This is a genomic window from Murdochiella vaginalis (assembly GCF_902381775.1).
Lineage (GTDB): Bacteria > Bacillota > Clostridia > Tissierellales > Peptoniphilaceae > Murdochiella > Murdochiella vaginalis.
Window position 1 is genome coordinate 393,337 of the sequence record NZ_LR698969.1, and the last position, 14,033, is coordinate 407,369.

The window sequence follows — 14,033 nt, forward strand, 5'->3', positions numbered from 1 at the left end:
ATCACTCTGTTGGTGAGAAATAGCAAGTTATTTCTTCTGGTTTTCTGCGATGGCGCGGAGCACATATTCTGCACACGGTAGGGCAATGCCGTTGCCCCAGAGTTTGTACTCTGCGCTGTCGGAGTAAGGGTCAGCGAGCCATTTTTGAAGCTGTTTGTCGGTCTTAGGCTTTGGCGTTTTTCCCTGTGTGCTCTGCCATTCCAGAAAGACTTCACGCCAAAAGACAAGGTCATCTTCTGACGGATTCGGCTCGCTCAAATCTTGGCACCAAGGATCCGGAAAGCCCATGAGTCTGGCACATTCCGTGGGCGTAAGTCGTCTAACCATATACTGTGGGCCGCTATTTGCATTGATGATGGGTGGATCTTTGTAATCCGAAGCGACCAGCGTATTAGCCTGATCTTGCAGGGCGTCGGTGTGGTATGAGGTCTTGCTTGTGGAAAACACCACGGCAATGCCGCCCTGATTGCAGGTTGGCGAAATACCGGATGTGTCGAGCGTTTTGGAGAGGTCTGTTTTGTATCCGAAACGTCCGGCTCCGGATTCTTTATGAACGGCATTAAAGCCGTAGGCTACCGGTTCAAAGAGCGTCTGGTCGTTGTGCGTTGAGATGGTGGCGGAGAGGTTATCCTGGACCAGCGCACCTTTCCCGCCACCTTCTTTTCCTGATCGGATTTTCAGCGTCTTAGGTTCTGCAATCAGAGGCGTGTTCCCGCCGCCTGTCCCGTAGCGGGCAGTTGTCGCTGGAGCCTTTTCAAGCGGCCCGGTTACTCTGGCGTCTTGCGGGTGGTTTTCAAAGACCAGCGGCGGATGATTGGCTTTCGCTCTTAGCGTATTCGTGCGGTTCTTAATAACGTCCATTCGGCTGCCGCCCTGATCCATCAGGCAGAGCGTGCTTGCATCTCCAGCGCTTCTTTCAGAACGTCCGGCAGTGCTTTGCCGCGCTCCGATGCCCTTCGAAGAATTCCCTGGCAGGCCATCGGACTCAAATAATATTTTTCCGGCACCTTGTCCTGCAAAATCTGCGATAAGGTAGATTCTCTTGCGTCTCTGGGGGACTCCGAAGTATTGCGCATCCAAGAGTCGCCAGGCGATGGAGTAACCATCTCCCATGATGGTTCCGGCGTTTGTCCATTTTGAAGATGCAGGTACAGATATGGTCTTATCTTTAATCCGGCATAAGGACTCAAGGACGATCCGGAAGTCTTCTCGGCCTCCGGATGAAAACACGCCCGGGACATTTTCCCAGACGCAGTAGGTTGGATAGTTTCCATGCGTTTCCTCCCGCATTTCCTGTATGATTCGGACGGCTTCGTAGAACAGGTTTGACCGTGAGCCTGACAACCCTTCACGCTTACCTGCAATGGACATATCCTGACAGGGACTGCCAAAGGTGATGATATCCACTGGAGGAAGGGTGCGTCCGGACAGGTCTTCAATATTTCCAAAGTGCTGGACTTCCGGGAGACGTTTGGTGGTTACGCGAATGGCAAAGGGTTCAATTTCCGATGCCCAGATTGGCGTGATGCCGACGTGTTTTGCGGCCAGTTCGAAACCACCGGAACCGGAGAAGAGGGATCCGAGCGTAAGATTAGGCATGATCTTCCTCCGGCAAGCTTGCCACGATTTCATCATAGGTGAACTTTTCGCCGTTACGGAGGACAAAAACGTCTTTTGTTTCACCCTGAATGAAATTAACGTAGCGGTTCACAGCCACATCCACAAACTTTGGTTCCAGCTCAATGCCGTAGCAAATCCGTCCCAGCTCTGCACTCGCAATGAGCGTGGAGCCCGAGCCTAAGAAGCCGTCCAAGACGAGACCATTGGTCTGCGTACATTGCTTGATGAGATAAGCAATGAGCGGCACAGGTTTGGAAGAGGGATGGCCAAAGCCGTCCTCTTTGGAATCGCGAATCCCGCCAAATTCAAACACGCTCGTCTGCTTTTGATCGCCGTACCAGATGTGTTTGCCGTCTTTGCGCCATCCGAAAATGATGGGCTCCATGTTGAATTTCCAGTCCGTGCGCATAAAGGGCGCGCGGGGCTTTTTCCAGATGAGACCAGCTCCAACCTTGAATCCCGCATCTTCGAAGGCGTCGTAGAAAACGCGCGTCTTCATGGTGGCGTAGAATTCGTAGATGGAAGCGTCGATGGTCATCGCTTCTTTGAAGTTAGTGAAAGCCTTCATGAGAAAGGCGTAGGCTTCTTTATCGGAGAGGTCATCGTTTTTGATCTTGCCGGACTTGCTCTCGAGGTTCACGAAGTACGGCGCATCCGTGCAGACGAGGTTCACCTTGATCTCCCCAAGAAGATTCTGGTAGGTTTCCTTTTCAGTCGCGTCTCCACAGATGACGGTGTGCTTTCCCAGATGCCATATGTCACCGGGCTTAGAAAAGCACGGCTTTTTCAGTTCTGCCTCGATGTCGAAGTCATCCTCGGTGCCTTCCGCGTCCGTTTCAAACAGCGCGGCGAGTTCCTTCTCGTCAAATCCGGTGAAGGAGAGGTCATAGGCCTGCTCCTGCAAGGCTTCAATCTCCACCCGGAGCATTTCCTCATCCCATCCGGCATCGAGCGCCATGCGGTTATCTGCGAGAATGTAGGCTTTCTTCTGCGCTTCGGTTAGGTGATCCGCAAGAACGCAGGGAACCTCTGCTAAGCCTTCGGCCTTGGCAGCGAGAATGCGACCGTGCCCTGCGATGACGTTGTATTTTTCGTCAATGATGACGGGATTGACAAACCCGAACTCTCTCAGTGAACTTCTGAGTTTATTAATCTGTTCGGCGGAGTGCGTCCGGGCGTTATTCACATAAGGTATCAGTTTGTCGATGGGAATCAGTTTCAGATCCTTCGTTGTATTCATCCGCGTACCGCCTCTCTGAGAATGGCTGTTTTGTCGAGTTTCTCCCACGTCGCATGGGAAGAGTTTTTGAAATGCCCGTACACGGAGGTCTCAGAATAGATGGGGCGCATCAAAGAGAGCGTCTCAATGATGGGCTGAGGGCGAAGATCAAAGGTCTCCCCAATAGCTGAGAGAATCCGTTCATCGGACGCTGTGCCAGTCCCGAAGGTATCAATCGCCAAAGCGACCGGTTCGGCCTTTCCGATGGCGTAGGAGATGGAGATTTGGCACTTCTTTGCAAGTCCAGCCATGACAACGTTCCTTGCGATGGCACGCGCCATGTAAGCGCTGCTTCGGTCGACTTTGGTCGGATCTTTGCCGGAAAAGGCACCGCCGCCGTGGAGCGCAAGACCGCCGTAGGTATCGACCATGAGCTTTCGCCCAGTAAGTCCGGTGTCTGCTGCATGCCCGCCGAGGACGAAGCGTCCCGAGGGATTGATATAAATCTCAGTTTCTTCGTCAAAGGGAAACGAAGCAAACGCAGGAATCAGTACCTTCTCTCGGATTTCCTCAGCAAACTTACTAAGATCCTTTTGCCGGGTGTGCTGGGCGGAGACGACGATGCTCTTTATGCGAGCGGGTTTGCCGTCCTGATATGCGATAGATACTTGTGCTTTGCCGTCCGGACGCAGTCCGTCAATTGTGTGCTCTTTCATACATCCATCGAGCTTTTGGCAAATGCGGTGCGAAAGCACGAGCGGAAGTGGCAAAAGCTCAGATGTTTCATCCGTGGCAAAGCCCACGACCGTTCCTTGGTCTCCTGCGCCAAGCGCCTGATCTGTGCTCGTTCTTGTTTCCAGCGCATGGTCGACACCGCCCGCAATGTCCTGGCTTTGCGCGTGAATGTGGACATGGATATGAATGCGGTTTGTGCTGTAGCCGGTGCGGCGCAGCACGTCTTTCACGATGGATACGATGTTGAGCGTTTCCTTGCAGGAAATTTCACCGGCTACATAGATGTTGCCTTCGGTTGCCATGGCCTCACAGGCACACCTGCCTTCCGGGTCAAGAGTAAGAACTTTGTCGAGCACGGCGTCTGCGATTTGGTCACAGAGTTTATCCGGGTGTCCCGCGCGTACCGATTCGGCGGACTTTATGGTTTGTGTCATGTGTCATCCTTTCTTGGAGCGTAAGAGCCGCTCCATCATGTCATCCGCAGGCGTCTGGCCTTCATAGGAGACGGTGGAGTTTTGTTTGACAATGTCGAAAATCTCGTACCAGAGAAGATTCGCCTGCTTTTGAAAACTCTGGCTCATGGTGACGAAGGGACTGGTCACCACGCCTCCGGTCGTGGGGTGCTTGCCGAGAAGGCCGAAGTGCGAGATGGCATTTTCACACTGGATGTAGCGGGCGAAGTTCTGCGCATAGGCTTCAAGAAGCCTGGGCGAGACGAGATGTTCACAGCCCCTGTCCTTGAGCCACTGCCAAGTTTCGCGGTAGAGGTCATCTGCGTAGAAGGGCTGGCCGTCTTTTTGCTTGGCGGAGAGATATTCGCCGGGTTCCGGCATATCCATCCCTTCAAGCTCTGCGCCTTCGCCGATGTCTGCGCCCACCAGGAGGGTGACATCCGGCAGTTCGGGGTTTAGAATCTTGGCGGATTTTCCGGCGGCAATCTTGTCGATGAGCGGATCGGGTTTTGAACCGGCTTTGATGCGCCTTCCGCCACGGTTCGTTCCGTCTTTTGCCATGTACGTTTCTCCTTTCTGTGGGATTTGGGCATGAAAAAAGGACGCTTGTCTGCGTCCTTGGGTTTATCGGGTGTTTGAATTGGCTTTTTTACGCGCGGTTCCCCGGCACCGTTCCCCGGGGCATGGCGCGTAGAGATTTCGACTGCCCCTCGGGGTCCGAGAGATTTCACTTTTCACCGATCGCTGGACTTGTTGTTTTTGCGCTTATGCCAACGGTCGCCCATTTCTGCGGTAATTCGTGAATGGCACTCATGGCAGAGCGCTTCGAGATTTCTTTTCTCGTGGGTACCGCCGTGTGAGAGCGGCAGCCGGTGATGCACTTCGGTCGCCTTGGTATAGCGGTGTTCCTTCAGGCACTCCTCGCAGAGCGGGTGCGTGTGGATGTAGCAGTCGCGGATGCGCTTCCACGCGCGTCCGTATTTTCGTTTGGCATTCCTGTCCCGGTCGTAGGTCTCGTATTGTTTATCGTAGAGCTTCTGGTGGTCTTGGCAGAAACGTCCTTCGGTGAGCTTCGGACAGCCGGACCAAGAGCAGGGTGTTTTCGGCTTGTAGGGCACTGCTTGCTCCTTTCCCAATAAAAAAGCTCCACGGGATTTCTCCCACAGAGCCTCGCTATAGTCTTTGACACTAATAGAATATCAGGTCAAACAGCAAAAGTCGTCCGCGATATTACTCATTGGCTTTTCATCCATAAAGATATATACTGCAATAAATGAATTAAAAACTAAATAAAACGGACAGGAAGGTCGCATCTATTAGGGATAATAAATATGAGAAAGAAAAAAATTTTAAAAATAATTTTAATCATTTCGATAAGTATTCTACTCCTCCCCATCCTGTATATTGCGGCATTCTCTATTTATATGCGGATCCCTCAAACCTATGTACTAAAGCCGGCATCTCCATATACCGGTGCACAGCTTGTAACGAAGACAACTCATAGTTTTCGAGGGAATCATAGCAAAATTTATATTCGGTATCCTAATAGCACAAAATTAATTGATACAGAAGAGAGTTTTGGCGTGGATGAGGCTCGACCTGGTCTTACAAGAGACGATGCCCCGTATACATTGACGTGGATTAACGAGCACGAGGCAAAAATAGAGTATATCTATGCGGGTCCAGACGTGATTTATGAAGTGACTATCCAATACTAAGTGTAGTATTGGATAGTCACTTTGTTTTAACCTTAGCCGAGATTCAAGTATAACCATTTTGCAAAGGATAAGATGCAAGCATCCTTTACCTCTTGAGGACTATCAGAGTTATCATTTTCAAGTCTGGATAATAAATCTGCCAAAGCGTCTTTTACGACATCTTTCACTTTATCCTTAATATCCATCACATCTTTTGTAGCATCGATGTCAGTCAACAAACCCATGAATTGGGTGCCTCGATCAGTGGTAAAAATTTTTTCAAAACTAGCCCCAAGGTTTCCATCACTCTCCTTTAAATTTTGGGATAGAACAATTGCATATCCATCCGAACAAAGGTCAGTATAATTACAGGGATTCTCTTTCGCATTTGGCGCATGAGGCAGATCTTTTTTAGGAAACTCTCCTCCTACATAGGCACGGGCTATTTGTTGTAGATTATCACCCGGATTGTTTTTATAATAATCCCTTACCAATCCATATGCAGATACCAGATCTCCGGCCCAGCCATTCCATGAACCTGGATTCAGCGTAAAGTTGTAGTAGCTCAGTGTGGTAATCGCCAAATGCGGTAAATCAATCACTCCTCGCTCACCATCCCACAGTGAATTTTTATCCCCTGAGATATAATGAGCTAAATTATTAGCAAGTGCCGGATAATTTTTTTTCACATAGACATCAAATACAACATCATAAGTGGTACTTGAGACAATGGAAAATCCTATCCCTTTTAGGGCATCATCGAGGAAATAGGATTTGGCTAAATATTGAAGAGCACCAACAGCCGGAGAATAAATCGGCATTTTCAAAAGTGGATCATATCCATTCTTCAAGTAATCTTTATAGGCATTTTCAAGTTCTTTAATGAGTGGAAAAACAGTAGAGATCTTTGTCTTGGCTGTCAGCTCCGTGTTGCTAAAAGTTGTTGGCAGTGAATACGGGAAGTAGTTCCCATTTGCTTGATTAACTGTTGCACAAGCCGGAATTTTTCCACTGTAGGCAACCTTATCTAAATCCCAACTTCCGCTATAACCTGAGATCTCGTAAAACTGGTCATAATTCCAATTCTTTGGAATGGGGAAACCAAGATTCCCACTATAGCCGGTAGACATATCTGCCACAAAACTTGAAATGGCATATCCTGTATCACAGATTCTTGTGCAAATATTCCGCGAAGCATAAATACCAACCGAATATTCCATCGATATGGTTTCATTTACACCTTTGAAGTAGGGAAGAATATTGCTATCAATTTGATAATCGTAGGCATCCATATCAACAGCAAAGTAAATGACGGTTGATGGTACGCCCTTTGCCAAGGCAGCCTTACTTGCTGTGGCACCATCTATTTTGCCTTTAGCGTATGTGAAATTACTGATCTCGCGTCCATTATCTTGAAAAATGGGAAAGTATTTCATCCCGCCTTTCGTGATACGATCCAGTTCTCCTTCTCGGATTTCCTTGAAAGATCCACCGGTCAAATACCGACCGACAATCTGATATCCATCTCCTTTGAGCTTTTTCAACAGTGACTCGGTAATCTCAAAACGAGTGTCACAAGCTTTTGCGGCTCGGTCCGGATTTCCTTTGCTCGTCAAAAGCGACATCCAAGCGTTCACGTCAATGGAGCTTCCTTTTGGAAGTGCATAATCTGCTCGGAAAGTTTGTAGCGAAGAATTAAGAGATTCATCCCAAACATTGTTCATCCGGCAGTTATATCCTAAACAATTTAGTGCTACTTTTGCGAGCCATACCCAATTGCCATAGCTGCTTGCGTTAGAAGATGTGATTTTGCACAGATTGCTTTTTGTTCCATTGCCAAAATATCCGGTCGCATCCTCTGGAGAGTACCCTTCAAGAGATTGAAGAATTTGAATAAGCGCAGTATTCATTTCTCGACCATAGATCCCATCACAAGGTATGATCCCTGTATAAGTTTCATATTTTCTGTTGATCTGCTGCTGTATCTGACGAATATCATTTCTTCCGCCGTACGACGCGAGTAACACAAATTGTTTCATGGAAAGCAGAACATCCATCAATTGCAACGTTACGGTAGAATCACCGCCAATGCCCATATCGTCTTTCAACTGCCGAATTCCCTGAGCTGTTCCATCATAGAAATGTTTGGTAATATCCCCGTATTCAGCACGATACCCCTTGCACCAGAGTGAGCCTTGGATAATGGCATATACGTTTGACTCGGCTTTATCATTCGATGCTTGTTGCTTCACGCCATTCGGATAGCGCTTAGAGAACAGTTGACGTGAAGACGGGCCAAAATTATCCGCCGTGTTTTGAATGCCAAGCTCAATCTGCAAAGCGCGTGTCAACGCATTGATTGTTGCCCATCCCGTATGACCGGTTATTTTGAGCTTTTTGAATCGACTATCTGAGCCATAGGTTTTGTTTAGCCATTCTTGTGTTTTTTGTACCATGACATCCATAATAAAATCCTCCTAAGATTATTTCGGCAAAAGAACTGCAGAATATTCATCCTTTTGTCTTAATGAGTGGCAGGACATAAAAAAGCTCCTTGGGATTTCTCCCTTGGAGCTTCGTCCTAGATTTTTACACTATTACTGTATCAGCCTTCAACCGAAAAGTCGTCCGCGATATTACTCATTTAGCCTTTGCCGTAGAGATTCACCTTCAGGTGGTTGATGGCACGGTTCTTTTTGTTGTAGGCGCTGGAGCGTTCGATGTGAAGCCTCTCGCAGATGGTCTGGATCGCATCGGTGCGGGACTCGTACTCTTCAGTCCAGTAGAACTCCTCAAGGCAAAAGCGCTCATCATCCGATAAGGCTTTCCATGCCGGGACAAACCAGTCCATGTATTCCCGGGCTTGACGGTAGCGCTCTTTTAAGACGTCGATCTGATAGAGGCTGTTCGCAAGGCGCGTCTCGCCGGACTGGGGATCGTGGACGTGTGGCATCCCATCGTAGGCCGGGGAGGAGATGCTCATCATGCGCTCGTAGCGTTCCTTGATGGCGTCTTCCGTGTTCTCAATGATGAATTGCATCGAGTGATAGTCTCGCAGCGCCTCAATGGTCGCCGCACGTTTATCGAGATATTTCCAAGTGATATGCATGGCTTCTTCCTCCGTGAAAGATTAAAGTTTCGGCTTCCTCGGATTGGCATGTGTTGTCTTAGATTGTCTTATGCTTTGAGCTGTGCCTTCACGGCGGCGATGAGGGCTGACTGCGTCTTGTCCTTGTGCTTCAAGGCCGCGAGGATCTCTTCATCAATGGTACTTGTTGTTACGATGTGGCAGAGGACCACAGTCTTGCTTTTCTGTCCTTGCCGGAAGAGGCGGGCATTGGTCTGCTGGTAGAGTTCCAGTGACCACGTCAGGCCAAACCACACGAGCGTCGATCCTCCATCTTGAAGATTCAGCCCATGTCCGGCAGAGGCCGGGTGGATGAGTCCCACTTCAAGCTTTCCGGCATTCCAGTCGGCGATGCTCTTTGCACTGTCGATTTTTTGGTGGCGCACCTTAAGCTTTTCGAGCCTTTGCTGGATCCGCTCCAGATCGTGGGCAAACCAGTAAGCTACCAGAAGCGGTTTGCCGTTTGCCGCTTCGATGATGTCCTCCAGTGCATTGAGCTTTCGGTCATGAATGGTAATGGTATCGCCATCGTCACCATAGATTGCACCGTTTGCCATCTGAGAGAGTTTCCCGGTTAGTACAGCGGCATTTGAAGCTGTGACATCTCCACCCTCTAAACTTAAGACCAGTTCTTTTTTCATTTTCTCGTAGAGTTCCGTTTCCAAATCATTCATCGAAACCGGAACCGAAGTTGAGATGAGTTCCGGCATCTTCAGGTGCTCATCGGCTTTCATGGAAATTGTGATGTCTCCAATGGCGCGGTAGATCGCATTTTCCGCATCAAGCTTTGGTTTGTAGGAGTAGATGACCATGCCATTTCGCGCGTCTGGCAGAAAGTAACGCTCACGGTAGCCGCCGATGAAGCGGCCCAGACGCTTTCCCATGTCCAAGAGCTTGTACTCTGCCCAGAGGTTCATCAGACCATTGGCAGCGGGTGTTCCGGTCAGACCGATGATGCGTTTTACCTTCGGGCGCACCTGCATCAGAGCCTTGAAGCGTTTTGACTTGTGATTCTTGAAACTTGACAGCTCATCGACCACCACGGTGTCGAAGTCAAAGGGATAACCGGATTCGCGAATCAGCCAGTCGATGTTTTCCCGGTTGATGATCGTGATGTCCGCCTTTTTGGCAAGTGCCGTTCTGCGTTCCTTGATGGTTCCGACTGCCACGGCGAAGGTGAGGTGCTTCAGGTGATTCCATTTCTTGATTTCAGCTGGCCATGTGTCGCGCGCCACACGAAGCGGTGCGATCACCAGAATGCGGTGTGCGGTGAAGGCATCAAAGAGAAGGTCGGATAGAGCCGTCAGCGTGATGACGGTTTTGCCTAATCCCATGTCCAACAGTACGGCACAAACGGTATGCTCTTCGATGTACGTCGTGACAAAGCGCTGATAATCATGTGCTCTGTATTGCATCGATCACGCCTCCGATTTTCGTTTCTTCGTCCAGCACAAAGACCAGAAAGCCTAAGTGCCGAAGTTGCTCGTGACGTTTTAGTTGCAAGGGACGAGGTTTCTTGCCAGGTGCCTTTAGTTCCACGAAGCCGATCTTCCCATCAGGGAGTAGACAGAGCCGGTCAGGAAGGCCACTCATGGAAGGACTCGTAAGCTTCAGGCAGAGTCCGCCTTTGGCTTTGATGGCTTTGACCAGTTTCTGTTCCAGCTCTTTTTCCAGCATTTTCAAGGCTTAATCCTTTCTTGGTGTCGGCCGGTGATGCCCCATACATAACTTTCTCTTAAGGCGTTTTTTCTGAAAAAATCGCCCTAAAGGGGGTTTATGTTTGAGGCGCCACCCGGCGACACCCTTTAGTCCATAAAGTCCTCTGCTAAGAGCTTGAGTCCTAAAATGAAACGTCCATTCTTTTTTCGTTTTCGCCCAAAGCCTCGGTTCTCTAAGGCAGCAACGAACTCATTATTACTGCGCGTAAACTCACCGGTACGATTGCAGAAATCGCGATACACTTCGTACAGTATGCCTGACGCTTCCTGCGCAGCTGGATCCAGCTCGCAGCAGGTATCCAGAAAGTGCGAAAGCCAGTCGTTGGATTCCCGGTATTGATTGATGGCCTCCCGCACACAGGCCGGCATGTCAAACTTGAAGTCTTCCGCGATCGCTTTTTTCGCACCTTCCATCATCCACGTGAGAACGTATGGTGCGGCATGGTCCGTCAGGTACTTGGCGTAGTTTTTGATGTCGCTTTTTCCTTCGATCTTGGCGGTAAAGGGGATCACGATGAGTCGCCGCCAGATACCGGTATCCATAGCACCGACTTTCGGCAGATGATTGGTGTAGAGCACCAGCGTATGAGAAGGGATGAAGCTTGCCGGATCCTTGTACTTCTTTTCGGCGGCAATGCGGTCGGTGGAGCAGAGCTGTTTGACGATGGAAGTGGAAAGGCGCATGCCTTCTTCAAGTTCTGCGGCAATGAGAAGGCGCTTGCCTTTCACTTCAGCCAGCTCCGGCTTCACGTTGCGCCGGACATTGGCCGTTAAAGTATCCGCAGAGATCGTTCCGGCATATCTGCTCAGCACACTTGCGATGGTATTCCAGAAGGTGGATTTGCCGTTCGAGCCTTCGCCGTAAGAGATGATGAGCGCTTCCAACTCCACCTGCCCGATGGTGCAAAGCCCTGCGATTTTCTGCACATAGTCGATGAGCTCCTGATCGCCTTGAAAGGTGCGATGGAGTGAATTCAGCCAGAGCTCTTTTCCTTCCTCTCCGGGCGAAACAGCGGTCACCTTGGTCAAAAGATCGGCCGGGTTATGCTCGCGCTTTCCATCGGCACCTTTTGCAAGATCATAGGTCCCGTCCGGACAGTTCAGGACGAAGGGATCCTGATCGAGGCTTTCAAAGTTCACCTCAAGCATGGGCTTTGCCGCCTGCAAGGCTGAGGTGACATATTTCATATCCCGGCGCTTCATAACAAAGGCGTAATAGGTACTCGCCGACAGGAAAGCGAGATACGCTTTTAAGGTATCTTCGCCGATCTGCTTTTCGAGCGTTTTGCCGCCGGCAGTCACATCCGCTTCTTTGACTCCGCCATCCACCAGTGCCTTTCTTGCCGCTGCCAGACGGTCTTTGGCATCTTCCAGCTGCAGGTCTAAGAATTCCTCCATCGCACTGATTGCCCGCTGCTTCGATTCAATCCAGCTGGTGCCGTCATAGCGAAGAAAGTCCGTTGCCGGGGTGAACTTCAGCTCGTCGCCATACTGTTTGACGAGCGCCTTGGCCTGACCGATATCCGAATAGTCCGGCGGCATGAGAGATTCGTTCTTTTTGGCGTAGGCCTCTGGGGAGAGATAACCTTCTGCGCTTTGAACCTTTTTCGCGAAGCGGCAGGCGGAATGCCAGATGGTTCGAAGTTCGGAATCCTCCAGTGGCGGATCGCATTTGGCCGCTTCTTCCAGATAGATTCCTTTCGCCCGGTCGGTAATGCCATAGCGCTTCAGCACTCGTCCAGCAAAGCGGGAAAGTGTGGCATTGCGGGAACCCTCCGAAATTGTGCCGGATTGTGCCATGCCTTCATCGAAATCCGTCTCGTTTAGAAAGTCGGTAATAAGACGAGATCCGTCATGAATTTCGACCTGTGGATCCTTGGTGCCGAAAAAGAAGCGCGCAGCATCCAAAGCGCCGGTATCGAAATACGGAAAGATGGCACAGACCTGTTTTTTGAGCGCGGTGTAGTCCGCTGCCTTCGTCACCGGTTCCATGGGAAAGAACACATGAAACTTCGGCCGCACAGCCTTTCCGGCTTTTGGCTTTAGATGATGACGGCTGAAATGGACAGCAAAGGAGACACCATCAAAGGCAACCGCCACATCGGCGGGCGAAATCCAGTCGTCCGGGTTTTCGGAGTGATCATTGTCGCAATCCACAGCAAGGCAGTCCGATGAGAGAAAGTTTCCGTTTGAGCGGTAGTTCCCTTTGTAGCTGGCGCAGACATAGTCATGTGAGGCGGCCGCTTTCAGACTTTCCTCATCCGTTATGATGGCTGAATGCAGATAGGTACAGTTCGTCGGCGCTCCCGTCACATCCGCAGTAAAAAGGGTGAATTTCATCGGCAAACCTCCTGCATGGCAGCATCGAAATAGCGCACGTTTCTCTTGTGACGCTTGGCATAGGCAATCTCGCGCCCCATGCCAAGCGTCGGCTCACCGAAGGCCCAAAGTTCCGTGCATTTGTCGATGAGGACCAGCCCGAAGAAAAGCGCAAGATCCCGTTCTGTTTTCTCAGACATAAACTGCGGAAACAGTAGGTGCGGGACGATCGGGATAAAACCATGGTCAATGGCAAAACGTGCATAGCGCCTTGCCGCTTTGACGTTGTTTTCCACATCGCCTGCGTAGGGCGAGGCAATGTAGACCAGCGGCATGTAGGGATAGCGCTGAGGCTTAAAAACGGCTTCATAAACGGTGGGATCCGCATAACCTTCGTTATTTTTGTAGAGGTTTTCCATCAGCGGACCTCCTTCATCTGTTGTTTCATCGCGTACCATTCGAGATACTGCTTGCGCTGCTGGTAGTCCGGGACGGAGAGGAGAAGACCGATGTCCACCTTCTGCAGCGTCTCAAGCAGGTCGATCTGCTCTTTTTCCAGGTACGGGCGGATGGAGGTGCCTTTTTCAAGACCGTGCGCTTCGCGGAACTGCCTTGCCGTCATACCGAGAACGATGCGGTTTAGCATGTCGCATTCGTTTGAATAGTGATAGGGCTTCGGGTTGTCGTGGAGCAGGCGAATGTTCTCGGTCAGAAGCGGAAACTCCTGACGGGCGGATACCAGCGTTTTGATGAACGATTCCATTTCGTTGAAGCGGCGGATGTAGAGTTCCTTGAACTTCATCGCCTTTTTGCCTGTGTAGCCCATCGCCAGCATGGTGAAGCCGTCTCGGGTCAGTGCATAGGCTTTCTGTCTGCGGTGACGATCATCGACGTAGCTAATCTCCCCAAAATTGAGCTGAGCAAATTCAAGGCTCATCCCCGAGCTTGGGTAAATCTCCCCAGATTTGGGGAGAATGAGTTTTTCGATGTCACGAATAACGTGGTCATGTCGTTTGCCGAAGAACTGGGCAACAGCTCTCGAGTCGACACGTGCGGTGTCGTGGTTGTCGGCGAAGACGCCATACTTGTCTTTTGGAATGAGTTCTTTCATAAAAAACCTCCATTTCTTGGTGTGGAAGGGAGCAC

Annotated in this window: 13 protein-coding genes; 1 reads left to right on the plus strand and 12 read right to left on the minus strand. The window is 50.2% G+C overall.

Features of this window, described 5'->3' with window-relative positions; translation table 11 throughout:
• Positions 1 to 27: 27 nt before the first annotated feature.
• The 5 genes from FXY30_RS01580 to FXY30_RS01600 form a co-directional block, all read right to left on the minus strand.
• Positions 28 to 1,599, minus strand: a complete 1,572-nt coding sequence (locus FXY30_RS01580; RefSeq protein ID WP_071705067.1) for a DNA cytosine methyltransferase — start codon at positions 1,597 to 1,599, stop codon at positions 28 to 30.
• Entirely contained in the window at positions 1,592 to 2,860 is a 1,269-nt protein-coding gene (locus FXY30_RS01585; protein WP_071705068.1) for a site-specific DNA-methyltransferase, read from the minus strand. The genes FXY30_RS01580 and FXY30_RS01585 overlap by 8 nt, the downstream gene beginning before the upstream one ends.
• Positions 2,857 to 4,008 carry a methionine adenosyltransferase gene (gene metK / locus FXY30_RS01590; RefSeq protein ID WP_071705069.1) on the minus strand — a complete coding sequence of 384 codons (1,152 nt, stop codon included), beginning with the start codon at positions 4,006 to 4,008 and terminating at the stop codon, positions 2,857 to 2,859. Before metK ends, FXY30_RS01585 begins: the two co-directional genes overlap by 4 nt.
• 3 nt (positions 4,009 to 4,011) lie before the next feature.
• Positions 4,012 to 4,587 carry a P27 family phage terminase small subunit gene (locus tag FXY30_RS01595; RefSeq protein ID WP_071705070.1) on the minus strand — a complete coding sequence of 192 codons (576 nt, stop codon included), beginning with the start codon at positions 4,585 to 4,587 and terminating at the stop codon, positions 4,012 to 4,014.
• A 173-nt stretch (positions 4,588 to 4,760) separates the two neighbouring features.
• Positions 4,761 to 5,144 carry an HNH endonuclease gene (locus tag FXY30_RS01600; protein WP_071705071.1) on the minus strand — a complete coding sequence of 128 codons (384 nt, stop codon included), beginning with the start codon at positions 5,142 to 5,144 and terminating at the stop codon, positions 4,761 to 4,763.
• 213 nt (positions 5,145 to 5,357) lie between these two features.
• Here FXY30_RS01600 and FXY30_RS01605 point away from each other — a divergent pair, with 213 nt between their 5' ends.
• A complete protein-coding gene (locus FXY30_RS01605) occupies positions 5,358 to 5,744 on the plus strand; it encodes a hypothetical protein (RefSeq protein ID WP_071705072.1) in 387 nt (128 codons plus the stop codon).
• A gap of 32 nt (positions 5,745 to 5,776) precedes the next feature.
• Here the strand turns inward: FXY30_RS01605 and FXY30_RS01610 are convergent, their stop codons facing one another.
• The 7 genes from FXY30_RS01610 to FXY30_RS01640 all read right to left on the minus strand — a co-directional run bounded on the left by FXY30_RS01610 (position 5,777) and on the right by FXY30_RS01640 (position 13,998).
• Positions 5,777 to 8,188, minus strand: a complete 2,412-nt coding sequence (locus tag FXY30_RS01610; protein ID WP_071705073.1) for a glycoside hydrolase domain-containing protein — start codon at positions 8,186 to 8,188, stop codon at positions 5,777 to 5,779.
• 179 nt (positions 8,189 to 8,367) lie between these two features.
• On the minus strand, positions 8,368 to 8,832 hold the full coding sequence (locus FXY30_RS01615) for a hypothetical protein (RefSeq protein ID WP_071705074.1): 465 nt from the start codon (positions 8,830 to 8,832) through the stop codon (positions 8,368 to 8,370).
• 68 nt (positions 8,833 to 8,900) lie between these two features.
• Positions 8,901 to 10,265 carry a DEAD/DEAH box helicase gene (locus FXY30_RS01620; RefSeq protein WP_071705075.1) on the minus strand — a complete coding sequence of 455 codons (1,365 nt, stop codon included), beginning with the start codon at positions 10,263 to 10,265 and terminating at the stop codon, positions 8,901 to 8,903.
• Positions 10,246 to 10,527, minus strand: coding sequence for a VRR-NUC domain-containing protein (locus tag FXY30_RS01625; RefSeq protein ID WP_071706056.1), 282 nt, complete (start codon positions 10,525 to 10,527; stop codon positions 10,246 to 10,248). Before FXY30_RS01625 ends, FXY30_RS01620 begins: the two co-directional genes overlap by 20 nt.
• Positions 10,528 to 10,655: 128 nt before the next feature.
• Positions 10,656 to 12,908, minus strand: a complete 2,253-nt coding sequence (locus FXY30_RS01630; protein ID WP_071705076.1) for a phage/plasmid primase, P4 family — start codon at positions 12,906 to 12,908, stop codon at positions 10,656 to 10,658.
• Complete coding sequence (locus FXY30_RS01635) at positions 12,905 to 13,306, minus strand: DUF7768 domain-containing protein (protein ID WP_071705077.1); 402 nt, start codon at positions 13,304 to 13,306, stop codon at positions 12,905 to 12,907. Before FXY30_RS01635 ends, FXY30_RS01630 begins: the two co-directional genes overlap by 4 nt.
• Entirely contained in the window at positions 13,306 to 13,998 is a 693-nt protein-coding gene (locus FXY30_RS01640) for a Rha family transcriptional regulator (protein ID WP_071705078.1), read from the minus strand. The genes FXY30_RS01635 and FXY30_RS01640 overlap by 1 nt, the downstream gene beginning before the upstream one ends.
• Positions 13,999 to 14,033: the final 35 nt, after the last annotated feature.